At 71.2% G+C, this 23323-nt stretch carries 24 protein-coding genes; 11 read left to right on the top strand and 13 right to left on the bottom strand.

The genetic code is table 11. The features are described 5' to 3' along the window. Nucleotides 1-66 precede the first annotated feature (66 nt). Nucleotides 67-702 carry an O-methyltransferase gene (locus AB0I59_RS10790; protein ID WP_061259343.1) on the top strand — a complete coding sequence of 212 codons (636 nt, stop codon included), beginning with the start codon at nt 67-69 and terminating at the stop codon, nt 700-702. A 39-nt stretch (nt 703-741) separates the two neighbouring features. Here the strand turns inward: AB0I59_RS10790 and AB0I59_RS10785 are convergent, their stop codons facing one another. Next, entirely contained in the window at nt 742-2148 is a 1407-nt protein-coding gene (locus tag AB0I59_RS10785) for a leucyl aminopeptidase family protein (RefSeq protein WP_435830928.1), read from the bottom strand. Nucleotides 2149-2221: 73 nt separating this feature from the next. Further along, on the bottom strand, nt 2222-2389 hold the full coding sequence (locus AB0I59_RS10780; protein ID WP_082777371.1) for a DUF3117 domain-containing protein: 168 nt from the start codon (nt 2387-2389) through the stop codon (nt 2222-2224). 179 nt (nt 2390-2568) lie between these two features. Here AB0I59_RS10780 and AB0I59_RS10775 point away from each other — a divergent pair, with 179 nt between their 5' ends. Together AB0I59_RS10775 and AB0I59_RS10770 are read left to right on the top strand one after the other, a co-directional pair. Then, entirely contained in the window at nt 2569-3360 is a 792-nt protein-coding gene (locus AB0I59_RS10775) for a PaaX family transcriptional regulator (protein ID WP_061259345.1), read from the top strand. Between the two features lie 258 nt (nt 3361-3618). Next, nucleotides 3619-4422 (top strand): enoyl-CoA hydratase-related protein, encoded by an 804-nt coding sequence (locus tag AB0I59_RS10770; protein ID WP_061259346.1) that lies wholly within the window; start codon nt 3619-3621, stop codon nt 4420-4422. Here the strand turns inward: AB0I59_RS10770 and AB0I59_RS10765 are convergent. Together AB0I59_RS10765 and AB0I59_RS10760 are read right to left on the bottom strand one after the other, a co-directional pair. Next, on the bottom strand, nt 4388-4963 hold the full coding sequence (locus AB0I59_RS10765; protein ID WP_358131965.1) for a DNA-3-methyladenine glycosylase I: 576 nt from the start codon (nt 4961-4963) through the stop codon (nt 4388-4390). The two genes, AB0I59_RS10770 and AB0I59_RS10765, sit on opposite strands and share 35 nt — an antisense overlap. Next, on the bottom strand, nt 4960-5541 hold the full coding sequence (locus tag AB0I59_RS10760; RefSeq protein WP_061259348.1) for a hypothetical protein: 582 nt from the start codon (nt 5539-5541) through the stop codon (nt 4960-4962). The genes AB0I59_RS10765 and AB0I59_RS10760 overlap by 4 nt, the downstream gene beginning before the upstream one ends. 43 nt (nt 5542-5584) lie before the next feature. Between AB0I59_RS10760 and AB0I59_RS10755 the strand changes: the two genes are divergently transcribed. Next, nucleotides 5585-5869, top strand: coding sequence for a hypothetical protein (locus tag AB0I59_RS10755; RefSeq protein WP_061259349.1), 285 nt, complete (start codon nt 5585-5587; stop codon nt 5867-5869). Here AB0I59_RS10755 and AB0I59_RS10750 read toward each other — a convergent pair. The 7 genes from AB0I59_RS10750 to fdxA all read right to left on the bottom strand — a co-directional run bounded on the left by AB0I59_RS10750 (nt 5846) and on the right by fdxA (nt 11604). Next, nucleotides 5846-6433: an LOG family protein gene (locus tag AB0I59_RS10750; RefSeq protein ID WP_061259350.1), complete on the bottom strand. Its 588-nt coding sequence runs from the start codon at nt 6431-6433 to the stop codon at nt 5846-5848. The genes AB0I59_RS10755 and AB0I59_RS10750 overlap by 24 nt on opposite strands. Nucleotides 6434-6586: 153 nt before the next feature. After that, entirely contained in the window at nt 6587-7384 is a 798-nt protein-coding gene (locus AB0I59_RS10745) for an LOG family protein (protein WP_061259404.1), read from the bottom strand. Between the two features lie 216 nt (nt 7385-7600). After that, on the bottom strand, nt 7601-8665 hold the full coding sequence (gene dapE, locus AB0I59_RS10740) for a succinyl-diaminopimelate desuccinylase (protein ID WP_358132052.1): 1065 nt from the start codon (nt 8663-8665) through the stop codon (nt 7601-7603). Between the two features lie 18 nt (nt 8666-8683). Further along, complete coding sequence (locus AB0I59_RS10735) at nt 8684-9490, bottom strand: hypothetical protein (RefSeq protein WP_358131962.1); 807 nt, start codon at nt 9488-9490, stop codon at nt 8684-8686. Between the two features lie 10 nt (nt 9491-9500). Then, nucleotides 9501-10118: a DUF4178 domain-containing protein gene (locus tag AB0I59_RS10730; RefSeq protein WP_061259351.1), complete on the bottom strand. Its 618-nt coding sequence runs from the start codon at nt 10116-10118 to the stop codon at nt 9501-9503. Between the two features lie 11 nt (nt 10119-10129). Next, nucleotides 10130-11209: a succinyldiaminopimelate transaminase gene (gene dapC / locus AB0I59_RS10725; protein ID WP_061259352.1), complete on the bottom strand. Its 1080-nt coding sequence runs from the start codon at nt 11207-11209 to the stop codon at nt 10130-10132. A gap of 68 nt (nt 11210-11277) precedes the next feature. Beyond that, entirely contained in the window at nt 11278-11604 is a 327-nt protein-coding gene (gene fdxA, locus AB0I59_RS10720) for a ferredoxin (RefSeq protein ID WP_061259353.1), read from the bottom strand. Nucleotides 11605-11703: 99 nt separating this feature from the next. Here fdxA and AB0I59_RS10715 point away from each other — a divergent pair, with 99 nt between their 5' ends. From AB0I59_RS10715 to AB0I59_RS10690, 6 genes are all read left to right on the top strand, one after another. Next, nucleotides 11704-11925, top strand: a complete 222-nt coding sequence (locus AB0I59_RS10715; RefSeq protein ID WP_061259354.1) for a putative acetyltransferase — start codon at nt 11704-11706, stop codon at nt 11923-11925. 73 nt (nt 11926-11998) lie between these two features. Next, entirely contained in the window at nt 11999-13075 is a 1077-nt protein-coding gene (locus AB0I59_RS10710; protein ID WP_358131959.1) for an ABC transporter substrate-binding protein, read from the top strand. 57 nt (nt 13076-13132) lie between these two features. After that, nucleotides 13133-13909, top strand: a complete 777-nt coding sequence (locus AB0I59_RS10705) for a class I SAM-dependent methyltransferase (RefSeq protein ID WP_061259356.1) — start codon at nt 13133-13135, stop codon at nt 13907-13909. Nucleotides 13910-13976: 67 nt separating this feature from the next. Next, complete coding sequence (locus AB0I59_RS10700) at nt 13977-16241, top strand: hypothetical protein (protein WP_358131957.1); 2265 nt, start codon at nt 13977-13979, stop codon at nt 16239-16241. A 6-nt stretch (nt 16242-16247) separates the two neighbouring features. Next, a complete protein-coding gene (locus AB0I59_RS10695; protein ID WP_061259358.1) occupies nt 16248-18308 on the top strand; it encodes a UvrD-helicase domain-containing protein in 2061 nt (686 codons plus the stop codon). A gap of 48 nt (nt 18309-18356) precedes the next feature. After that, entirely contained in the window at nt 18357-20201 is a 1845-nt protein-coding gene (locus AB0I59_RS10690; RefSeq protein WP_358131955.1) for a sigma factor-like helix-turn-helix DNA-binding protein, read from the top strand. Between the two features lies 1 nt (nt 20202). On the opposite strand, the gene AB0I59_RS10685 is transcribed toward AB0I59_RS10690, so the two are convergent. Next, on the bottom strand, nt 20203-20952 hold the full coding sequence (locus AB0I59_RS10685) for a hypothetical protein (RefSeq protein WP_358131953.1): 750 nt from the start codon (nt 20950-20952) through the stop codon (nt 20203-20205). A gap of 63 nt (nt 20953-21015) precedes the next feature. Here AB0I59_RS10685 and AB0I59_RS10680 point away from each other — a divergent pair, with 63 nt between their 5' ends. Continuing rightward, complete coding sequence (locus tag AB0I59_RS10680) at nt 21016-21717, top strand: cysteine--tRNA ligase (RefSeq protein WP_358131951.1); 702 nt, start codon at nt 21016-21018, stop codon at nt 21715-21717. A 70-nt stretch (nt 21718-21787) separates the two neighbouring features. On the opposite strand, the gene AB0I59_RS10675 is transcribed toward AB0I59_RS10680, so the two are convergent. Further along, nucleotides 21788-23275: an FAD-dependent monooxygenase gene (locus tag AB0I59_RS10675; RefSeq protein WP_358131949.1), complete on the bottom strand. Its 1488-nt coding sequence runs from the start codon at nt 23273-23275 to the stop codon at nt 21788-21790. Nucleotides 23276-23323: the final 48 nt, after the last annotated feature.

Here is a 23323-nt window from a genome sequence, read left to right as displayed (position 1 = left end):
CGTGAGTTCCCGTTCGACCCCGACTCCCCTAGGCTGCGACAAAATGCAGGAGGGAAGGAGAGGCCGATGGCGACGACCCCGGCCAGCCTGGCCTACGCGGAGGAGTTCGTCCCCGAGGACGAGATCCTGCAATCCGCGCGCCGGCGCGGCATCGAGGTGGGAGCGCCCCCGATCCTGCCCGGGGGCGGGGCGGCGCTCTGCTTCCTCGCCACCGCGATCAACGCCCGCTCGGTGGTCGAGGTCGGCACGGGCTGCGGCGTCTCGGGACTGTGGCTCCTTCGCGGCATGCGCCCGGACGGCACGCTGACCAGCGTCGACTCCGAGCCGGAGCACCAGCGCCTGGCCCGCAAGACGTTCGCGGAAGCCGGTTTCTCCGGCAGCAGGATCCGCCTGATCGGCGGCCGCGCCCTCGACGTGCTCCCCCGCCTCGCCGACGGGGGATACGACCTTGTCTTCTGCGACGCCGCCAAGCAGGAGTACGGCGACTACCTGGCCGAGTCGGTACGGCTGCTGCGCCCGGGCGGGATCGTCGCGTTCGACAACGCCCTCTGGCACGACCGCGTGGCCGACCCCACCCAGCGTGACCCGGACACCGTCGCCGTCCGGGAGCTGGGCAAGCTGGTCCGCTCCGACGACCGGCTCCGCCCGCTGATGCTGCCACTCGGCGACGGCCTGCTCGCCGCCGTGAAGCTGTCCCAGTGAGCTGTCCAGCGAGCTGATTCAGTGAGCTGATTCAGTGAGCTATTTCACTGACGTCAGATAGTGCAGCAGCAGCCGTACGCCGAACCCGGTGCCACCCTTGGTGATCTCGCCGTCGTCGGCGCTCGACCGCGCGGGCCCGGCGACGTCCAGATGCGCCCACGGCCGGCCGCCCGTGAACTCCCTGAGGAAGAGGGCGGCGGCGACCGATCCCGCCGACCCCGACATCCGCCTGTCGACGTTGGCCAGATCGGCGATGTCCGAGTCCAGGTCGGCGCGGTAGTCGTCGATCAACGGCATCCGCCACAGCCGGTCGCCGGTGACCTCCCCCGAGGCCAGCAGCGCGCTCGCCAGCGCCTCGTCGGTCGCGTAGAGCGCGCCCAGCCGCAGCCCGAGCGCGACCTTGGCCGCGCCGGTCAGGGTGGCGATGTCGATCATCGCGTCGGGAGCGAGCTCGGCGTCGGCGTAGGCGAGCGCGTCCGCCAGCACCAGCCGGCCCTCCGCGTCGGTGTTCAGCACCTCGACGGTGCGCCCGCCGTACTGGGTGATGACGTCACCCGGCCGCTGGGCGGAGCCGGAGAACGCGTTCTCCGCGCACGCCACGAGGCCGGTGACCCGCACGGGCACGCCGGCCGTCGCGAGCGCCCCCATGACGGCGATGACGGTCGCCCCGCCGGCCATGTCGGTCTTCATCGTCTTCATGCCTTCTTCGGGCTTGAGCGACAGACCGCCGGTGTCGAACGTGATGCCCTTGCCGACGAGGACGACGTGCCGGGTCGCCCCCTCAGGCGCGTACGAGATCTCCACCAGCCTGGGAGGGCCGGCCGAACCCCGTCCGACCGCGCGGATGCCGCCGAAGTCCACGAGCTCGGTGTCCTCGCGGAACCCCAGCCCGGCATCGGCGGCGACCGACCGCGCCTGCTCCGCGAGCCAGGCCGGGGACTTGACCGACGCGGGGGTGTTGATCAGGTCGCGGGCCAGCGACGTCGCGCGGGCGATCGTCTCACCCCGCCGCAGCGCCTCCTCGTCCCCTCCGACAAAGACGATCTTCGGCGGCGTACGGCTCGCACCGATCCGGAACGTGTACGACGCGAGCAGCGCGCCCTCGGCCAGCGCGGCGGCGTCGGTGACCTCCGGTACCCGGATCCAGACGGTCGCGCCCCCCTTGATCTTCCTGACCACGGAGGCGCCGGCTCTGCGCAGGTCAGCGGCCGAACCAGCGCCGATGCCGTACAGGAGGACGCGGCGGATGCCCGAGCCGAGCGCGACCGGGACCTCGACGACCTCTCCTGGATCCCCCTTGGCCTCGTAATGGGCCAGCAGCGCGTCCACCGGCAGGGGAAGCTCCGCCGGAGGAGCGAGATCGCGTCCGAACGGCACGGCGACGAACTGTGCGTCGACGGCGGGCTCGGCGGCGAAGGTCGGCGTGGTCTCTATCGGCACAGGCACCTCCAACAAGGCGGCCCCGGCACCGGGAACATCCCCGCCGCCAGGGCCGAAAATCGAACAGGTCGGCTGGGAGTCAGCCGACCACCTTCTTCAGTGCGTCTCCAAGGGCGCCGGCCTCATCCGCCGAGAGCTCGACGACGAGCCGGCCGCCACCCTCGAGAGGGACCCGCATGACAATGCCCCGGCCTTCCTTGGTGACTTCCAGCGGACCGTCGCCAGTCCGCGGCTTCATCGCCGCCATGCGTGCATCCCTTCCCACGTCGCCGGCTGCCCGGGGGTGGCCGGCTTATTCACGTCTTGTGTGATGGCCTATTATCCCGCCTCTGAGCTTAAAAAGGTAACGACCGTGCCCCGTACAGTCGATCAAAGGACGTCGGATATGCATTGTCGACGGCAGATCCTGACAGCACACTGGGTGGGATGAACGCCCGAGCCGCGCTTTTCGATCTCTACGGAGACCATCTCCGTACCCGCGGCGCTCGCGCGTCCGTGGCCGCCCTCGTCCGGCTGCTCGCACCTCTCGGCATCGCCGCTCCGGCCGTACGTACCGCGATATCGCGGATGGTCCGCCAGGGCTGGCTCGCTCCGGTGCGGCTGCCCCACGGCCCCGGGTACGCGCTGACCCCGAAGGGCGTGAACCGCCTCGACGAGGCGGTGGCGCGCGTCTACCGGGTGGGCCCGGTGAGCTGGTCCGGCCGGTGGCACCTGCTGGTTCTCGAACCGGTACGCGACCGGCCGCGACGGGAGCGGCTCCGCGCGGATCTGGCGTTCCTCGGCTACGCACCCCTCTCGGAGACCACCTGGATCGGCCCCCGTCCCTCCCCCGAACTGGACACGCTGCGGATCAGCGCCGACAGGTTCGACGCCACCCTCGCGGGCGATCCGCGGGAGCTGGTGGCCCGTGCCTGGGATCTCGACGCGATCGGCCGGGCGTACGAGGAGTGGCTGGCCGACGCGGAGGTCCTCGTCGGCTCGCTGCCCGACGGCGCGTCCGACGACCAGGTCTTCGCGGTCCGGAGCAGGCTTCTGCACGGCTGGCGGAACTTCCTGTTCCGCGATCCCGGGCTGCCCGCCGAACTCCTGCCCCCCGCGTGGCCGGGAGAGAAGGCCCGCCTCTACTTTGAGCGGGAGGCCGCTCGGCTGCTGCCGGCCGCCACCGCGTTCATCGACCAGAACATGGATGGAGCACTTGACGTCTTTCCCCACGGCTGAAGCCGGAGCATTCCAACCCTCACGGGTCGGGTTTCCCGCTTCACCGGCGGTCGCCGTCGCGGTCAGGACGAGGGACGGGGAACCGTCCGACGGTCCCGCGCAGCCCTCACAGGCTTCACTTTCCGCCAGCCCGGCGGTAGGTCCCGCGGCCTGGTTCTCGCCGCCGGACAGCCGCCACGACAGCCGACAACCCGCGGCACCATGCCGCGTTTCCTCCTCAGGGCCGAAGGCCGGGGACTCCACACCGAAGGAGATGCGATGACCGCCACCGATGACGTCGCCGACGAGGTTTCCTACGAGTTCGGCGACGGAGTCGCCACGATCACGCTGAACCGTCCGGACGCCATGAACTCGCTGACCATCTCGATGAAGTCCGCGTTGCTCGCCGCCGTGGAACGGGCCAGGGACGACGTGTCCGTACGCGCGGTGCTGCTGACCGGCCGGGGCCGCGGCTTCTGCGCCGGGCAGGACCTGCGTGAGCACGCGGACCTGCTGGAGCGCGGCCTCGGACTCGCCGACACGGTACGGCAGCACTACAACCCGATCGTGCGGGCGCTCACCTCGATGGAGAAGCCGGTCGTCGCGGCGGTCAACGGGGTGGCGGCCGGCGCGGGCGCCGCGCTGGCGTTCGCGTGCGACTTCCGGGTGGCCTCGGACAAGGCGAAGTTCGCCATGGCGTTCACCGGGATCGGCCTCGCTCCGGACTCGGGCGCGTCCTGGACGCTGCAGCGCCTGATCGGGCCGGCCCGGGCCCGTGAGCTGCTCCTGCTCGGCGACGTCGTGGACGCCGGCCGCGCGCTGGAGCTGGGCCTGGTCTCCCGGGTCGTCCCCGCCGACGAGGTGATGACCGTGGCCCGCGAGCTGGCCGTACGGCTGGCGCAGGGGCCCACCCGGGCGTACTCGGCGACCAGGAAGGCGCTGGACTACGCTGCCTCGCACTCGTTGTCGGAGGCGCTGGATCTGGAGGCGGACCTTCAGGAGGAGTGCGCGGCCACGGCCGACCACGCCGCGGCGACCAAGGCGTTCCTCAACAAGGAGCGGCCTCGCTTTGAGGGGCGTTGACGGCGTCCCTCACCCAGCAGCCGGCCAGGTGATCGTTGACCAGCCCGATGGCCTGCATGAGCGCGTAGGCCGTGGTCGGCCCGACGAAGCGGAAGCCGTTCTTCTTGAGCTCCTTGGCCAGTGCCGTGGATCCCGGCGTACGGGCCGGGAGTTCGGCGCCGGTGCGGGGCACCGGCGCGGCCGGATCGGCGTACTTCCACACCAGGTCGGACAGCCCGCCGGGCAGGTCCAGCGCGGCCCTCGCGTTGGCGAGGGCCGCCTCGATCTTGGCGCGGTTACGGACGATGCCCGCGTCGCCCATCAGCCGCTCCACGTCCGACTCGTCGAACGCGGCGACTTTCTCGATGGAGAACCCGGCGAAGGCCGCGCGAAAGTTCTCCCGCTTGCGCAGGATGGTCAGCCAGGACAGACCGGACTGGAACGCCTCCAGCGTGACCCGCTCGAAGACGCCGTCGTCGCCGCGGACGGTTCGGCCCCACTCGTCGTCGTGGTACGCGATGTAGTCGGGCGCCGAGGTGGCCCACGCGCATCTCATCATCATGCGTCCTCCCAGGCCCCGTTGGCGGCCGCCGTCGCGACCTGGGGGCGGGGCTCGACGCTTTCGGCGTTGTGGGCGCTGTCGGATGTCTTCGTGCTGTCGGCTTCTCCAGCGCTTTCCGTCGTCCCGGCCTTCCCGATCTTCTCGGTCTTCCCGGCGGCTTCGGCAGCGGCGGCTTCGCCGGGGTCCGCGTGATCGGGCTCGTGGGCGTCGTGGGCGGGGTCCGCGGGCTCCACGTGATCAGTGGGCCGGGCGGGCTCGGAGGAATCCTCAGGGCGGCCGTACAGCCGCTCCGCGAGCACCTGGGCGAGGCGCTGCTCCAAGGCGGCGATGTGGGCGTCCCGCTCGCTGAGCGAGATCGCGGCCCGCTGGAGCGTCGCGTCGACGGCGTCCGTCTGGTAGCCGACGAGACCGATCGGCAGTTGCAGCCCGGCCAGGTCCGCGGCGTCCATCCGCCCTGCGGGGAGGACGAGCGGTGGCGTGTCTGGCGTGAACTCGGCCAGCGCGCCACCATGGCCCTGCGAAACCTTTACCGCGCAGCCTACGACGGCGAGCGCCGCGAGGACGAGAACGACCAGCACATACGAATCGTGCCACAAGTCCCATCCGTGGGAGCATCAAAGTATGACGGTGGTACTCGGCCCCGATGACGCGATCGACCCGGGATGGGCGTGGGCCGGCTCCGTGGCCGAGGTGTCGGACCTCGTCCGGGCCGGCCTTACGGTCGCCGTGACCCTGCCCGAGGACGCGACCGAGGCGGTCGCGACGGCCGCCGTCTTCGCCTGGGCAGGGGCGCGGGTGTTCCGCACGACCCCGGAGACGGCCCGGGACGTACGGCTCGCGGTCGAGATGACCGACTCTCTGGCCGGACGGCGGCCTCCGGCCCTAACTCGGCGTGGCCTCGCCTAGCTCCTCCGGAGTGGGGCGGAGCTCCAGGCCCGGCTTCTCCAGGAGGTCGAACGCCTCCTGGACGTCCGCCGTCCAGGAGATGGCGTCGAAGACGCCCGGCCGGGTGAAGCCCTGGTCGTACAGGCCGTCCACCAGCTCGCGCAGCGGCGTGTAGAGCCCCCACGGGTCGAGCAGGACCAGCGGCTTCTCGTGCATCCCCAGCACGCGGGAGGTCCAGATCTCGAAGAGCTCCTCCAACGTGCCGATGCCTCCGGGGAGGACCAGGAAGGCATCGGACCTGGCGTCCATGAGGCCTTTGCGCTGCCGCATGTCGTCAGTGACGATCAGCTCGTCCGAGTCGGTGTCGGCGATCTCGATGTCCACCAGCACCCTGGGGATCACGCCGACGGTGCGGCCGCCGCCCCGCCGCGTCGCCCGCGCGACGGCTCCCATGCAGGAGACGATCGCTCCCCCGCTGACCAGCCCGTGGCCGCGCCTGGCGATCTCCTCTCCCACCTCCGTCGCGAGATCCACGTATTTGGGGTCGATCTTCTGACTGGAGGAACAGAACACGCAGATGAACATCACTCCACCTTAGAGCCAGGGGCCGGACCGAGTTCGGGACGAACCCGTGGCTGGGCCGGACTCACTGGGCCGGACTCACTGGGCCGGACTCACTGGGCCGGGCACGGGCGCGGCTACTGGGCTTGGGGTACTGTGCCCGGCTGCTGGGCCCGGCTACTGGGCGTCGCCGACCGTGTGGCGGGCGGCGACCTCCTCGCGCCGCGCCGTACCGGCCTGCTGCTGCCGGTCGGCCGCCACGATGATGTCCACCGCCGCGTCCGGGTCGTCGGTGATCTGGATCAGGTCGACGTCGTGCGGGGAGACCTTGCCGGCCGTGACGAGCGTGGTGCGGATCCAGTCGATCAGCGGCGCCCAGAACTCGGTGCCCATCAGGACCACAGGGAACGAGGTGACCTTGCGCGTCTGGACCAGGGTGAGCGCTTCGAAGAGCTCGTCGAGCGTCCCGAACCCGCCGGGAAGGGTCACGAATCCGGAGGAGTACTTGACGAACATCGTCTTGCGCACAAAGAAGTAGCGGAACTCGACGCCGAGATCGACGTACTCGTTCATGTGCTGCTCATGCGGCAGCTCGATGCCGAGGCCGACCGAGACCCCGCCACTCTCCAGGGCGCCCTTGTTGGCCGCCTCCATCACGCCGGGACCGCCTCCGGTGATCACGGCGAAACCGGCTTCGGCGAGCGCCCGGCCGAGCCGCACGCCCATCTCGTATTCCTTGGAATCACGGCCGGTGCGGGCGGAGCCGAAGACGGTGACCGCCGGCGGGAGTTCGGCGAGCGCGCCGAAACCCTCGACGAACTCCGACTGGATGCGCAGCACCCGCCACGGGTCCATGTGAAGCCAGTCCGTGGGCCCTCTGCGGTCGAGAAGCCGCTGGTCATAGGTGGAATCGGTAACCATGCTGCCGCGGAGGACGGAGGGGCCCTGGCGGCGTTCCCGGCGGATCGTAGTCATGTCGATCACGCTAGCCCAGCAGTCAAAATAATCTTGAAAAATCGCGGAACCGGGATTCAACCAGGCCACGTCTAACAGGCGAGGGTGCTGCTCGGGATGAAAGTGGCTTTCCCCGCCAAATGGCCGGCGAGGAAAGCCACTTTCTTCATTTCGGCGCCGATCCGGCCGAACAGATCCGCGCGAACAGATCCGCGCGAACAGATCCGCGCGGGTGGATCAGGACAGCCAGGCGGTCATCCGCGCTTCACATTCGATGATCTTGGAAAGCTCGGCGTGCTCGTCGCGCCGGTGCGCCAGGTTCGGATCGCCGGGACCGTAGTTGACGGCGGGGATGCCGAGCGCCGAGAAACGGGCGACGTCGGTCCAGCCGTACTTGGCCCTGGGGACGCCGCCGACGGCCTCGGCGAAGCGGGCCGCCACCGGATGGGTCAGCCCCGGCCGGGCGGCGGGGGCCGCGTCGGTGAACCGCACCTCGAACCCGGCGAAGACCTCGCGGACGTGGTCCTGCGCCTGCTCGACCGACAGGTCGGGGGCGAAGCGGTAGTTGACCGTCACCACGCACTCGTCGGGGATCACGTTGCCCGCCACCCCGCCGCGGATCGCGACCGCGTTGAGGCCCTCGTGGTACTCCAGGCCCTCGACGACCGGACGCCTCGGTCCGTACGCGTTGAGCAGGTCGAGGACCGGCGCGGCGGCGTGGATGGCGTTGGCGCCCTGCCACGACCTGGCGCTGTGGGCGCGCACCCCGTGCGTGGAGATCTCGGCCCGCAGCGTGCCCTGGCAACCGCCCTCGATCAGGCCGTGCGTCGGCTCCATCAGCACCGCGAAGTCGCCGGTCAGCCAATCGGGATGGTTGCGGGTGAGCCTGAGCAGCCCGCTGCGCTCGGCCTCGATCTCCTCGCAGTCGTAGAACACGAAGGTGAGGTCGCGGTTCGGCGTCTCCAGCAGACACAGCTTGAGCATGACGGCGACGGCGCACTTCATGTCGGAGGTGCCGCATCCATAGATGAGGTCGCCCTCCACCCGCGAGGGCAGATTGCCCGCCACGGGCACGGTGTCCACGTGCCCGGCGATCACGACCCGCTCCGCGCGGCCGAGGGCTGTACGCGCGACGAGGGCGTCACCGTCCCTGTCGACGGACAGGTGCCCCAGGGGACGCAGCGCCTCCTCGATCGCGTCGACGATCGCCTTCTCGTCTCCGCTGACCGACTCGATGTCCACCAGACGCGCCGTCAGCGCGGTCACGTCGTCGTTCAGGTCCACATCCATGTCCAGCCGCATGGTCACCGAGCCTATCCCTCAGAGGACCCGGACCTTGCTGGCCCCGGACGCCTTCTCCGACGCCAGCCAGCCGTCGTGTCCGTCGGCGGCCGTCCACGACAGTCCGTCGTACCGGATCTCGCGCAGGCCGTACCGCTGGGCGTGGGTGACGTACCAGCCGGCGACCAGCCAGGCCCGCTTGGCCGCCGTGTCGTCGCCCAACTCGCGGCGCAACTGCTTGCGCGCCTCCTCCGGACGGAAGTCGACCGGCTTCTCCGGCGGCGGGTACCAGCAGCGCACCGCCTTCGGGACACGCCCGGAGAACGCGCCGGCCAGGATCCTGGCCTGCATCTCGTGCTGGGCGTACGCCGAGCCGTCCGCGGAACGCTGGACGGCCTGCGCCGCCTCGTGCAGCGACATCCTGCGGTAGTTCTTGACCTTCTCCAGGGCGACGAAGAACTTCCTGGTCGCGTAGACGGGGTCCTGGAGCTGCGCGGGGGTGCCCCATCCCTGAGAGGGCCGTTGCTGGAAGACGCCCACCGAGTCGCGGTCGCCGTAGGGCAGGTTCGCGAGCTTGGACTCCTGGATGGCCGTCACGTACGCGATCTGAAGGGCCCGCTCGGGCAGTCCGCGCCGCGCCGCGACGGCGGCGATGGTGGCGGCGATCTCCGACTGGTCGATGTCCAGGTCGAGCGTGCCGTCCGATGTGGTGATCTTGCAGTGTTCCCCGAGTGCGAACGGCTTGGCGCGCCCAAGCAGGTAGTAGGCGCCGAAGAAGATGCCTCCCCCGAGGACGACGACGATGGCCACGATGGCCAGCGCCGTACGTGAGACATGTCCCGTCACTCGACAGACCTCACGAAGGCCGCTCCACCGTGATCGACCCCGGCGGCAGCGGATGCGCGTACGAGGCGGCCCACGTGCCGCCCTGGACCCGCCGGAAGGCCAGCAGCCGTCCGTCGTTCGCGCGGTAGTGGGCGAAGTCCAGCAGGCCGCGGTCGGGCAGGCCAGTGGTCCCCTCGGCGCGGAACGCGACCGTGCCGCGTTGTACGGGCGAGAACTCCGCACCCTCCATCATCAGCGTGCTCTTGGCGGGCACCATGCCCTCGGTGGGGACCGTGGTCCACAGCAGGACCTCCAGATGTCCGGCTCCGTCGGCGCCCGGCTCTCGGCGCTCCTCCACGGACAACCACTGGTAGCGGCGGTTGCCCTCGTCGAGGAGGTATTCGGTCCGCTGCTCGCCCTGCCGGGACAGATGGAGTGCGCCGATGGCGCGGAAGCGGACACCCGCGCAGTGCACGGTGTCGGTCACCTTGATGGTGCGGGGATCGAAGTACGCGGGGCCGGGGGCCTGGACCGCTCTGGCCGGCGGCGTCCGCGTCCGCCCGGACCTCGTCGTGGTGAGGAACGCGCCCAGCACGACGACGAGTGTCACGACGCTCAAGGTGAGCACCACCACTGCCGTCGCCGTCATGCCGGGCGATCCTACTGGAGGCGGAGCACAGCCGCATTTATCCGCTCATCTGTGGCGGTCACCGCGATCCGGACATGCTTCGCACCGGCCACGCCGTAGAAGTCGCCCGGCGCGGCCAGGATGCCGAGCCCGGCCAGGGCCTCCACCTGGTCCCAGCAGCCCCTGCCGTCCGTCGCCCACAGGTAGAGCCCGGCCGTGGAGTGCTCGACCCGCCAGCCCGCGCCTTCGAGCGCGGGGCGCAGCACGGCGCGGCGGCGGGCGTACCGCTCCCGCTGCTCGTCGGCGTGCGCGTCGTCGTCCAGCACCGCGGCCATGGCGGCCTGGACGGGAGCGGCCATCATCATCCCGGCGTGCTTGCGCATCTCCAGGAGCCGCTTGATCAGCGCCGGATCCCCCGCGGCGAAGCCCGCGCGGTAACCGGCCAGGTTGGATCGCTTCGACAGCGAGTGCACCGCGAGCAGTCCCTCGTGCGAGCCGCCGCAGACGTCGGGGTGGAGGATCGAGACCGGGCTCTCCTCCCAGCCGAGTTCCAGGTAGCACTCGTCGGACGCGACCACGGCGCCGCGCTCGCGCGCCCAGTCGACGACCTTGCGGAGGTGTTCCGCCGGGAGCACCCGGCCGGTCGGGTTCGACGGGGAGTTCACCCAGACGAGCGGGACCCGCTCGGGACCGAGCGCCAGCAGGCCGTCCGTGGCGTACGGCGTGGCCCCGGCCAGCCGGGCGCCCACGTCGTAGGTCGGATAGGCCAGCTCGGGGAACAGCACGTGCTCGCCGGGCCGTACGCCGAGGAGGGTGGGCAGCCAGGCCACCAGCTCCTTGGAACCGATGGTGGGCAGGATGTCCGCCGCGTCGACCCGGACGCCGTGCCTGCGCGCCAACCAGCCCGCGGCCGCCTCGCGCAGCCGCGGCGTGCCGTACGTCAGCGGGTAGCCGGGACTGTCGGCCGCCTCGGTGAGAGCCTTCTGCGCCACGAGGGGCACCGGGTCGACCGGAGTGCCGACCGAGAGGTCGACGATCCCATCCGGGTGCGCCAGCGCCCTCTCCTTGTACGGCGTGAGCCGATCCCAGGGGAAGTCCGGCAACGAGATCAAAGGTGCCCCCTAGTCATCACGAATCCGCCCATCGAGCCTGGACGCTCAATGGGCGGAGTCTCCCCTGGTCAGTGGTCCTCGCCCTGCGGCGGAAGCGCGGCGACGACGGGGTGGTCCTTCTCGATCTTGCCGACCTTGGAGGCCCCGCCCGGGGAGCCGAGCTCCTCGAAGAACTCCACGTTGGCCTTGTAGAAGTCCTTCCACTGCTCGGGAAGGTCGTCCTCGTAGAAGATCGCCTCGACGGGGCAGACCGGCTCACAGGCTCCGCAGTCCACGCACTCGTCGGGGTGGATGTAGAGCATCCGGTTGCCCTCGTAGATGCAATCGACGGGGCACTCCTCGATGCACGCCTTGTCCAGGACGTCCACGCAAGGCTGCGCGATGACGTACGTCACCTTCGGGCTCCTTCTGGTTGGCACGATTCGACCGCGGGTTGTTCAGACCTAGTATTGCGTTGCCCACCCACTGGCTGAAACGGGAGGGGGACAATCGGCGTGACCCCTCGGTTCGGAGCCCGGTTCGTCGTCGCGATAACCCCGGCTGACGTGGGGAAAAGGGTGACCACGCGGCGCGTGGTGCCCGGTGGTTTCGGCGACGCCGTCGGCGTGTTGGAGGCGTGGAGCGGCGGCGTGCTGGCCGTGCGCAAGCGGGACGGGACCCTCGTGGAGATCGCGGAGGAGAGCCTGGTCGCGGCCAAAGTGGTACCGCCCAGGTAAATCCCGCGCGTGCTCGGTAAACCCCGCGCGTGCCTCCTCGACCACCGGGAGCACCACGTACAGTATTCGGCGGGTGACCAAACGTGCCAGCGTTGCCGCGATCCTCCTCGTCTCGGCCGTCGCCGCCGCCTGCTCCGCTTCGGCGCAGGAGCCCAAGCAACTGCCGCCCGCGAACGTGCACGCCGCCGGCCTGAGCGGCTTCGGCGGCATGGAGGGGCTGGTCGCCGCCGCCCGCAAGGAGGGCGCGCTCACCGTCATCGGGCTGCCGCACACCTGGGTCAACTACGGGCACATCATCGAGCGGTTCTCCGAGGAGTACGGCATCAAGGTGACGGAGCTGCGGCCCGACGCCAACAGCCAGCAGCAGGTCGCCGCGGCGGCCACGAAGACGCCCCCTGACGTGTTCGACCTGAACCTGGACGTGGCGGTGGCCAACGCCGAGAAGTTCGCGCCGTACAAGGTGGCGGGCTGGCAGGACATCCCCGACGACCTCAAGGAGGGCGGGGGGCTCTGGTACGCCGCGTACGGCGGCTACATGTCCATCGGCTACGACCCGCGCAAGATGGCCGCGCCCGCGTCCTACGCGGCGCTGAACAAGCAGGGCGTCACGGTGGCCCTCCCCGGTGACCCGCTGCGCACCGCGTCCGCCTTCAGCGGGGTCATGGCGACCTCACTCAGGAAGGGCAAGACGAACCCCGCCCGCGGAGTCGACTTCTTCGCCGGGATCAAGAAGTCGGGCGCGCTCGCCGCCCCCGACCAGGCCACGGCGGTGGTCGACTGGGACTACCTGAACCTGGCGCGTTCCGCGGCCACGACGCAGAACGGCAAGCCGACCTGGTTGGTGACGATCCCGCACGACGCGGTCCTCGCCTCCTACTATGTCCAGGCGATCAACAAGAAGGCGCCGCATCCGGCCGCCGCCCGCCTCTGGCAGGAGTTCCTGCTGTCCGACGACGGCCAGAACCTCTATCTCCGGGGGTACGCCCGCCCGGTACGGATGGAGGCCATGGAGATGCGCAAGACGCTCGACCGCGACGCCGCCGGCAAGCTGCCCAAGGCGGTCGGGACACCGGTGATCCTCACGATTCCCGAGCAGGACGCCGCGAAGACCTACCTGCAGAAGCACTGGGCCCGGCAAATCGGCTCATAGCGGTCGCGAGTTCGGCGACGCCGTAAAGTGTGTCACACACGAGAATGCGAGCCGATCTTGCGATACGAAACCCCCAGTCTCACGCGGTGGAACGCTCGCGCCTACGACAGCTCCTTCGGCTATGTGTCGGCCCAGGGAGTGCCGCTGGTGGAGCTGCTCGACCCGCAGCCGGGTGAGCGTGTCCTCGACCTCGGCTGCGGCACCGGCGTGCTCACCGCCGAGATCGCCAAGCGGGGCGCGAGCGTCCTGGGCATCGACGGCTCCACCGCCATGATCGAGACGGCCATCGCGCAATATCCCGGCCTGGACTTCACCATCGGATACGGCGACGACTTCACGGTGGCCCAGCCGTACGACGCGGTGTTCTCGAACGCGGCGCTGCACTGGATGAGCCGCGACCCCGACGCCGTGATCTCGTGTGTGCGGATGGCTCTGCGCCCGGGGGGCAGGTTCGTCGCCGAGCTGGGCGGCGCGGGCAACTGCGCCACGCTGACGTCCGCGATGCGCACCGCCTGGCGGGAGCACGGGCTGCGCGAGCCGGAGCTCCCGTGGTACTTCCCCACCCCCGCCGAGTACGCCCTCCGGCTGGAGAAGGGCGGTTTCACGGTGCGCATCCTGGAGTACGTCGACCGCCCCACCCCGTTGGACGAGTGTCCGGGCGGCGCGGCCGACTGGGTGCGGATGTTCGCCGGATCGCTGCTCGACGGGGTGCCGCCCGCACTCGTGGAACCGCTTCTGCGCAGGGTGAACGAGCTCGCCGCCCCCGCGCTCAGGCGGGAGTCCGGATGGGTGGCCGACTACGTACGTCTCCGTTTCGCCGCTGTTCGTCGCTGACGAAACTCCCGCTGTGGCAGGGGATTTGTCAGACTATGGTCTGGCTGTACAGACTGATGGGAAAGCGATGAACTTCTGCCTGAGTGACCTTGTGCCACCGCTGCGCTGGAGTGACGCTGCCCGCATCGGAACGCTGACCGCGCCGCCCCGTTCGCCGGACGTCCCTCCGGACGCCGCGCAGGACGCCTCTGCGGGCGCGCTGCCGGAGGCGTGGTGGCGTAGCCTGCCCGTCTCCCGCGTACTCGCCGTCCTCGGTCCCGAGGCGCTCGGCGAGCTGGTCACGGAGCTGGCCCTGGAGCAGTGGCCGGCCGCGGCCGTCGGTGATGTGCTCCCCGCACTCCACGTGCTCGACCCGGACGAGGCGGACGACCCCCAGGTCGCTATCGCCCTGGATCGTGCCGGGTCCTGGCCGGGCCTGCTCTCGCTGTCCGCCCGCCAGCTGTCCGACCAGGCGTTCATCAGGGCCCGCCCGGTCCTGACCGCGTTGTTCACGGCCGTGTTCGTACGGCTCGCGCCACCGGGCCGGACGGTCGCCGCCGCCGCGCGTGCCGTGCCCGAGGTCCTCGCCGCGTCGGTGGCCGTCCCGGAAAGTCCTGTGGCGCGGGCCCTGCCCGAGAGCCCGGTCCCCCCGGGTGAGAACACGATCCCTCCGGGCGAGAACACGATCCCTCCGGGCGAGCCGCCTCTGACCGCTCCGGCGGAGAACACGGCCTCCCCGGTCGAGACTCCTGCCGTCGACGCCACTCCGGCCGAGAACGAAGCCTCTCCGGCCGAGACCCCTCTCGTTGAGACGCCTCCGGCCGAGAACACGGCCCCTCCGGCCGAACTCCCTCCGGCCGAGGGCCCGCTCCCCCCGGTCGACGGGCCGGGCGATCTGCCCGAGAGCACACACGCTCTGCCGGAGCCGGAGGGCATCCGTCCCGGAGGCGCTGTCGCACCCGCCTTCCCGGAAAACCCGGCCCTCCCGGAAAAGCCCGTCCTCTTGGAAAGCCCGGCGCTGCGGGAAAACCCCGCCGTCGCGGAGGCCTCCTCCGCAAGCCCGCCCGCCGAGGAGCCCGACTACCCCGCCCTGATCGACGCGGCGTTCGCCGGTCTCGACGACAGGACCTGGATGGTCGCCCAGAACCGGGTCTTCTGCGAGACACCCTCCCCCGTCGAGGAGCTGGCGAAGCTGCTGGCCGTCCCCGTCGAGGCCATCGGCGCCGTGGAGGCGTCGCTGCGCGAGCAGCTCGCCGCGTGGCTGGCCGGGCCGGACGCCGTGCCGTACGGCGAGCACGTTCGGCGGGTCGCGGAGACGCTGGGCGTCGCGGCGCCGAAGTCCCGCCTCATCGAGGCCGCGGCGTGGCACGGGCACGACCTGCCCTCCCTAGACGTGCCCGCCTGGCAGTTCGTGCTGGCCACGCTGCCGGACCACCGGGTCTCCGGAGACTGGGTGGTGGCCGGTGACCTGAACGATCTGCACGAGAGGACGCGCGCCCTCATCCTGGGCGCCGAGCGTCCGCCCACGATCGCCCGCGCGCTCGAACTGGTCGCCTCGCTCGGGATCCATCCCGAGGTCGCGAAGGAGTGGCTGGAGAACGTGCCCCAGCTCCGCATCCAGAGCGGCAACGGCTCCCGCCCGGCCCCCACCCCGGGCCTTCCGCCCGCATCGGCCGCAGGCCCGACCCCGAGCCTTCCGCCGAGCGTCCCGGCGCTCGTCCCCGGGCCGGTTCCGGATCCCGCCCCGGGCCTCGCACCACACTTCTCGCCGGGGTTCTCTCCAGGTTTCTCTCCGGGCACACCGCCCGGATCCCCGCCGGACTCACCGGCGAAACAGCAAGGCCAGTTGAAGGACGTCGCGCTCACCCGGCGCTGTTTCCGCCAGCCCGACGGGCGCTGGTGGCTGCGGGTCGACGTGAGCGCGCAGCATCTGGAAGGAGCGGAGATCTCCCTGCCCAGCGGGTTCGCCGCCTATCTCGGGCTCTCCCCGGGCGGCAGCCGTACCGTGCGAAGCGCCACAGGGGACGTCACGTTCTCGTGGCAGGCCCATCCGGCTCTCGGATCACTCCAACCGATCCTCACGGAGATGGCGGCCAAGGAAGGAAGCCACATCTTCCTCACACTCTCCGACGAGGGGATGCTGCGGGTACGGCACCTGCCGGCGGCGAGCGGCGGCGACCAGACCTCACGGGCACTCCGGCTGGTGGGCTACACCGCGCCGGGAGGCACCCGCGAGCAGGCGGGCCGTGTCATCGCCACCAGGATCGGCCTCGCCGGTCCCGTCGGCCAGACCGAGCTCCTCACCCGCCTCCGGGAGCGAGGGGACCGCGACCTCCTGTCCCTGTTGGGTTAGCCGGAGATGCCCAGGCTCGCGATCTCACCGGACTTCGTCAAGAAGCTCGGCGCCCTCGACACCCCGGCCCGCCGGGACGCCACCGTCGCCCTGCGGCGGTTCCTGCACAACTCCCTCGCCGCGCCGCACCCCGAGCGGGTGCGCAACGGCCGGGACCCCCGCGTGGCCACCCTGCGCCTGTCCGCCGGCCACCGGGGTGTCGTCGTACGGCAGGAGGACACCTACTGGCTGCTGACCGTGCTGCCCGACGACGAGGCGTGGTCCTACGCCCAGCGGCACCGCGTCGGCGTCAACACGGCCATCGGGGTCGTCGAGGTGTGGGACGCCGAGGCGATCGACCAGTCCGAGGCGGCCCTGCGCCGGGCGTCGCGGGGCACCGACCGCCGCCTGTTCGGCACGTTCTGCGACAACGACCTGCTTGAGATCGGCATCGACGAGACGCTTCTCCCGCTGCTGCGGCTGATGACCTCCGAGGTGCACCTCACCGGGATCGAGCCGTTCCTGCCGGAGAGCCAGCTGGCCCCGCTCATGGCGCTGGCCAAGGGCGGGTCGCTGGCGGCGGCCTGGTCGGAGCTGGACGGCTGCCGCTGCATGGAGCCGGGCGAGATCGACCCCGACGACCTGCTCGCCGCGCTGCGGCGCAGCCCCGGCAGGGCGGCCTTCGCCACCAGCCAGCAGGAACTCGACCGGATCCTCAACGCCCCGCACTGGGCCACATTCCTCTATCCGCCGCAGCACACGTACGCCAACTGGCCGCAGTACGACCTGCCTACGCTCGTGACCGGCGGCGCGGGCACCGGCAAGACGGTCATCGCCCTGCACCGGGCCGCGTACCTGGCCCGCGCGGCGGCCGGACCCGTCCTGCTGGTCACCTTCTCCCAGGCGCTGGCCTCGGAGCTGGCCGCCCGGTTGGACCTGATCGTCGACGACGAGACCGTGCGCGAGCGCATCGAGGTGCGCAACGTCGACCGGCTCGCGCACCGCATCGTGTCCGAGGCCGAGGGCCGCCCGCCGACCCTGGTCGGCACCGGCGACCTGGCCGCGCTGTGGCAGGAGGCGGCGGGCAGCAGGTTCGCCGCCGCGTTCCTGCTGCGCGAATGGGAGCAGGTGATCCTCTCCCAGAACCTGCGCACCCTGGACGAGTACCTCGCCGCCCCGCGCTCCGGCCGTACGGTCGAGTTGTCACCGGAGATCCGCGCCACCGTCTGGCGTGCCGTCCAGTACGTCACCGAGCGGCTGCGGGAGTCCGGCCGCCGGACCCTCCTTCAGCTCGCGTCCGAGGCCGCCGAACTGCTCGGCCGGTCCACCGGCGACATGCTGGGCGACGAGGCACCGGGCAGGGAGCCGTACCGGCACATCGTGGTGGACGAGGCGCAGGACCTGCACCCGGCGCAGTGGCGCCTGCTGCGGGCGGCGGTGCCGCTCGCGCCGAACGACATGTTCATCGTGGGCGACCCCCACCAGCGCATGTTCGACACCCGTGTCGCACTGGCCGGGCTCGGCATCCCCACGCGGAGATTCCACCTCAAGATCTCCTACCGGCTGCCGCACGAGATCCTGTCCTTCGGCATCCGGCTGCGCGGCGGCGGGCCGGCGGACGGCCTCGTGGAGGGCATCGCCGAACTGCACGGCTACCGGGCGCTGCAGCACGGGCCGCGCCCCACGGTCCTCGGATACGTCTCCCAGGAGGCGGAGCTGGCCGGGCTGGTGTCCCACCTTTCCTCGTGGCTCGCCGACGGCGTCCCCGAGGACCAGATCGCCGTGGCTGCCCGCACCACCGACCTCGTCAGAGCCGCGCGTACGGCGCTGCAGGAGGCCGGGATCAGCGTCAAGGTGACCATGCTGCACGGGATGAAGGGACTGGAATTCCGGCGGGTGGCCGTGATAGGCGTGGCTGACGGAATCGTGCCGGCACCCGAAGCACTGACCCCGGCCGCCGAGGATCCGACGGCACGGGCGCACGACCTGCAACGCGAACGGGGGCTCCTCTACGTGGCGTGCACACGGGCCAGCGAGATGCTCTACGTCTCCCACACCGGACGAGCGAGTCCCTTCCTACCTGCCTGATCCCCTAGTCTGAACTGCGGATATATTCCCCTTGCCGGTTGGACCTGCATGAACCTTAGCCTGAGCGACATCGTGCCTCCCCTGCGCTGGACCGCACCCAGTCAGGTCGAGCCGATCGCGAGCGACCCCGGTCTTCCAGACGCGTGGTGGCAGGCGATTCCCCTCGATCGGGCCTGTGCGGCGGTGGGGATCGAGCGGGTCGTCTCCCGGCTGGTGGATCTCACCACGGCCTGCTGGGGACACCTGGCGCTCGGCGACATCCTGCCGTTGCTGAGGTTCACCAATCCGCAGGAGAGCCTGCAGACGCCCGGCCCGCGCGAGGCCGTCCAGCAGCTGTTCGCGGACGTCATCGGCAGGCTCCTGGAGACCGAGCCGGCCGAGGAGCCGTCCGGCGCCCCCGTCGCGCCGGCGCTGCCCGAGCGCCCGATCCCCGAGATCATCGACGAGGTCTTCGCCCGGCTCGACGACCGGCAGCGCGCCATCGCGAGGGACCGGCTCTACGCCGAGCAGCGGGTGACGCTGGACGAGCTGGCCCAGCGGTTCTCGGTGACCCGCGAGCGCATCCGGCAGATCGAGCGCGACCTGCGTGACCACGTGGAGTCGTGGCTCACCTCACCCGAGGCGGGCCCGCTGACCGCGCACCTCACCTGGCTCCGTGGCCGGTTGGGCTCCGCCGTACCCGCCGACGACCTCGCCGCGGCGGTCCCGTGGCACCGCGCCGAGCTCGCCACGCTGGGGATCCCCACATGGCGCTTCCTGCGCACCCTGCTCACCGGCTACGACCAGGTGGACGGCTGGCTGGTCGCCGGAGGGGCCGACGAGCTACGGGAGAAGACCCGGCAGCTCTTCGCCGACGGCCCGCGTCCCCTGGGCGAGGCGGTGTCCCTGGTCGCCCAGCTCGGCATCCGCGAGGACGTGGCGGAGCGCTGGCTCGCCGCCGTCCCGCACCTGCGGGTGCTGGAAGGACACGTGGTCCCGTGGCCGCGCAGCGTCAACGACAAGGCCGAGGCCGTGCTCGCCGTGGCCGGCACCGCGCTCTCGCCCGAGGAGATCCAGTCGCGGATCGGCGAGGACTACAGCCTGGTCGGGATCCGCAACCAGCTCACCGCCGACGACCGGTTCCTGCGCCTCGACCGCAACAAGTACGGCCTGCGGCGCTGGGGCGGGGAGGAGTACCTCGGCATCCGCGAGATGATCACCCGCGAGATCGAGCGGGCGGGCGGCGAGGCGTCGGTCAGCACGATCGTCGGCAGCCTCACCTCCCGGTACGAGGTGAGCGAGAGCTCCGTCCGGGCGTACGCCGGGGGCCCCGGGTTCGAGCGCACGCAGCGCGGCTGGATCCGGGTGGCCGGGCAGGAGCAGGCCGAGCCGTACCAACCGCGCCGGGACGTGTCGATGACCCGTCGCTGCTTCCGCAGCAGGGACGGCCGCTGGTGGCACCGGGTGGACGTCAACCCCGAGCACCTGCGCGGCTCCGGGTCGCCGCTGCCGACCGGCTTCGCCGCGCACCTGGGCATGGCCCCGGGCGGGCAGCTGACCGCCTCGACGCCGTCCGGTGAGGTGGTGATCAGCTGGCACAACCAGCCGACGATGGGGTCCATCCGGCCGGTGCTCGCGGGCTACAACGCCTCGGAGGGCGATCACGTCTTCCTCACCGTCTCCGACGGCGGGGAGCTGCTGACCCGCTTCCTGCCCGCCGCCACGCCGGGGCTGGCCGCGCTCAACCGGGCCCTGCATCTCATCGGCTACACCGCGCCGGTCGCCTCCGAGGCGGAGGGCCTGCGGCTCATCGGCGCCCGCATCGGTCTCCCCGAGGGCGCGGCGCGCGAGGAGATCATGGCCAGGCTGCGAGACCGCGGCGACCGGGACATCCTGAACTTCCTCGACTCCTGAATCACTCCAGCGGTGAGGCGACCGTCACCTTCGAGCCCCAGGCGTCGTAGTTCGTGGTGACGGCGGAGCCGGTGTCCATCGGGAAGTCGTCACTGGGGCCGCGCTTCCATGACGTGGTCAGGCGGCGCGGCAGGCCCTTGCCGTCCACCCACAGCCGCCAGGTGATCCTGGTCTTCCTCTCTTTCGCGGTGAGCTTGCCGAACTCGGCGCGAAAGGCGGGTGAGACAGCATGCATCGCGCCGAAATCGGCGGTGCCGGAGTAGGCGGTGGTCCGCACGCCGCCCACCTTCCCTCCGGGCGCATGCTTGGTGGCCGTCGTGAGGAGCTTCCTGAGGGTCGCCCGCTCGAAGACGTCGATGTTCTGCTCGGAGAACTCCTGCGGCTTGTACTTCTGGTTCACCTTGGTCCACTCGTCGCCCCAGACCCCGCCGTACGCGTAGGTCACGCCACCGACGACGCGAAAGTGGAATCTGTCCCCGGTCTTGCCGTCCACGGTCGGGACCCGGGTGACGTCCGCCGCGGCGATCCCGGACTTCCCGAACCCGAAAGCCCCCTTGACCCGGTACGAGATGATCTCGCTGCCGAATGTGATCGTGGAGGTCTCGGAGAGCTTCACCCCACGGCCTGTCCCGAACTGCTTCGCGACAGCGTCGGCGGGATCAGCCGCGCTCGAAGCGTGGGCCGCGGCGGGGATCGCGGCAGTCGCCGCTGCCGTCAGGGCGGCGATGGCCACGGTATTGCGAAATTTCACCGCAAATACGTAGCACGATCACAGCGGATTGGTCGATCACGCCCGCCTGGCTAGGCTCGGAGCATGTTGCGGCTCCATGACACCCTGCGGGACAGCGTCGAACGGGTCGCCCCCGCCGGGGCGCGGGCGCTGCGGATGTACGTCTCCACACCGCCGGGCCCGCTGTCCTACCTGCTGCCCGACCTCGTACGCCGGGTGATCGAGCGACACGGCCTGCGGGTGCTCACCCACGGCGACGCCGGGGAGCCGGGCCCGCTCGCGCTGAACATCCACCTGTCCACGCCTCTGCCGTACGCCGGGGAGCCCGTCGATCTCGTGCTCGGCCCCGGCGGTCCTGACGGCCGGCACCGGGTGGTGGGCGGGCCGCTGCTGTTCGAGGGAGGCGAGCCCGCGGACACGCTGGTCTCCGACGTGGAGGCCGCCGGCCTCGACCCGCTGGCCGTACGGCTTGCGCTCCTGGAGCATCACTACCGCGGTCCGGTGGACCTGACCTGGGACCTGCTGCGATCGGCCGACCGGACGGTCAGGCGGTGGCGGGGACGCGTCGCCCGGTGGGCGGAGTCGCCCAGCGGGCCGATCGCCAGGGAGCGGGCCGCCCGCATCCGGGAGGCGTTCGACGACGACCTCGACACGCCGCTCGCCGTGCGGCTGGTACGCGAGCTGGAGATCGACGACTCGGTGGCGCCGGGCTCGCGGTTCGAGACCTTCCTGCACCTCGACCACATCCTGGGCCTGGACCTGTCCTCCGACATCGGGAAGGTCTGACAACCGCCGTCCACCTCGATCGGTGTCGTGGTCGTGTCCCTTGGAGGGTCCGTTCCCGGCGGGCGCTTCGTCAGGCGGCGGCCGGTGAGCGGGGGGCGCCGAGCCAGGTGGACAGGGCCTTCTCCAGCGCGTACGGCTCGGCACCGTCCTCGCTCGCCCAGGCGACGATCCCGTCGGGCCGGACGAGCAGGCCGAGCGGCCCTTCGGTCACCTTCAGGCGGTCGTCGTACCCGTGGGCGACGGCGCGCAGCTCGCCCGACGGGTCGAGCAGCAGGGCCCGGCCGTCGTGCATGTGGTCGGCGAGCCGGGAGCCGTCGGCCAGTTCGAGGTCGGGCGCGTTCGTGCCCACCAGCGGATGGTCGCCCGGAATGTCGTGGCGCTGCCAGACTCCGGAGAGCCTGCCGGCGAGGAAGGTCGTGCCGTGGGTCGTCCGGGCCAGATCGGCCACCACCTGCCGGAGCGCCCTGGCGTGCGGGTCGGGCCGCATGATGGCGATCTGGGCGCGCGTCCAGTCGAGCACCCAGGCGCCGACGGGGTGCCGCTCGGTGGTGTAGGTGTCCAGCAGCCCGTCCGGGGCATCCCCCCGGATCACCGCGGCGAGCTTCCACCCCAGGTTGGCCGCGTCCCCCACGCCCAGGTTGAGCCCCTGCCCGCCGAAGGGCGGGTGGACGTGGGCGGCGTCCCCGGCCAGCAGCACCCGCCCGAGCCGGTACGTGCTCGCCTGGCGCGTGTTGTCGGTGAACCGGGTCACGGTGTCGACCGCGGTGACCACGACGTCCACTCCGGTGACGCGCCTGATCGACGCTTCCAGCTCGGCGGCGGTCACGGGTGCGTCGCGGTCGGCGGGCGTGCCGCCGAACTCCGCGACCAGAATGCGGCGCGGCTGCGGGCCGTACGCGTAGACGCCGGTCGGGGTGGCGTGCCAGCCCATCGCCAGCGCCTCGGTGCCTTCCATCTCGGCCAGGGCCTGGTAGGCCGTGATCTCCGGCTCCGTGCCCGGGAAGTCGAACCCGGCGAGCTTCCTGACGGTGCTTCTCCCTCCGTCGCAGCCGACCAGCCACCGGCCGTGGACCGGCCCCCGGTCGGTGGTCACCGTGACGCCGTCGTCGTCGGGGGCGATGCCGGTCACCTCGACACCGCGGCGTACGTCCACCCCGAGTTCCGCGGCCCGTTCTGCGAGGATCGCCTCCACCTGCTGCTGGGCGACCAAGGTGATGCCGGCCGCCGGGCCGTGCTCCCCGGCGTCACGCGACCTGTCGGGATGCTCCGAGGTGAGCATGATCCCGCCGAAGTGGCCGATGAACTTCGGCCCCGCCTTCGCACTCGGCGCGAACCCCCGCAGGTTGTTCCGCTGTGCCTCCTCAAGCTGCGGCAGCAGACCCCGCCGGTGGAGCGCCGCCGCAGTGGAGACCGTGAGCGATCCGGCCTTGATGGTGGGGTCGATCGCGGTCAGCCGGTCGAGCACGGTGACCGACGCCCCGGCGAGCCGCAGCTCGCATGCCAGCATCAGCCCCACCGGGCCGCCCCCGGCCACCACGACGTCCGCGTCGTACAGCATGTGCCCCTCCTCGATGGGTTGCTACCGTGACTAAAAACATACTCTCAC

This window comes from Microtetraspora glauca, assembly GCF_040656155.1.
In the GTDB taxonomy this organism is placed as follows: Bacteria; Actinomycetota; Actinomycetes; order Streptosporangiales; family Streptosporangiaceae; genus Microtetraspora; species Microtetraspora glauca.
This window is presented reverse-complemented; position numbering and strand designations above follow the sequence as displayed.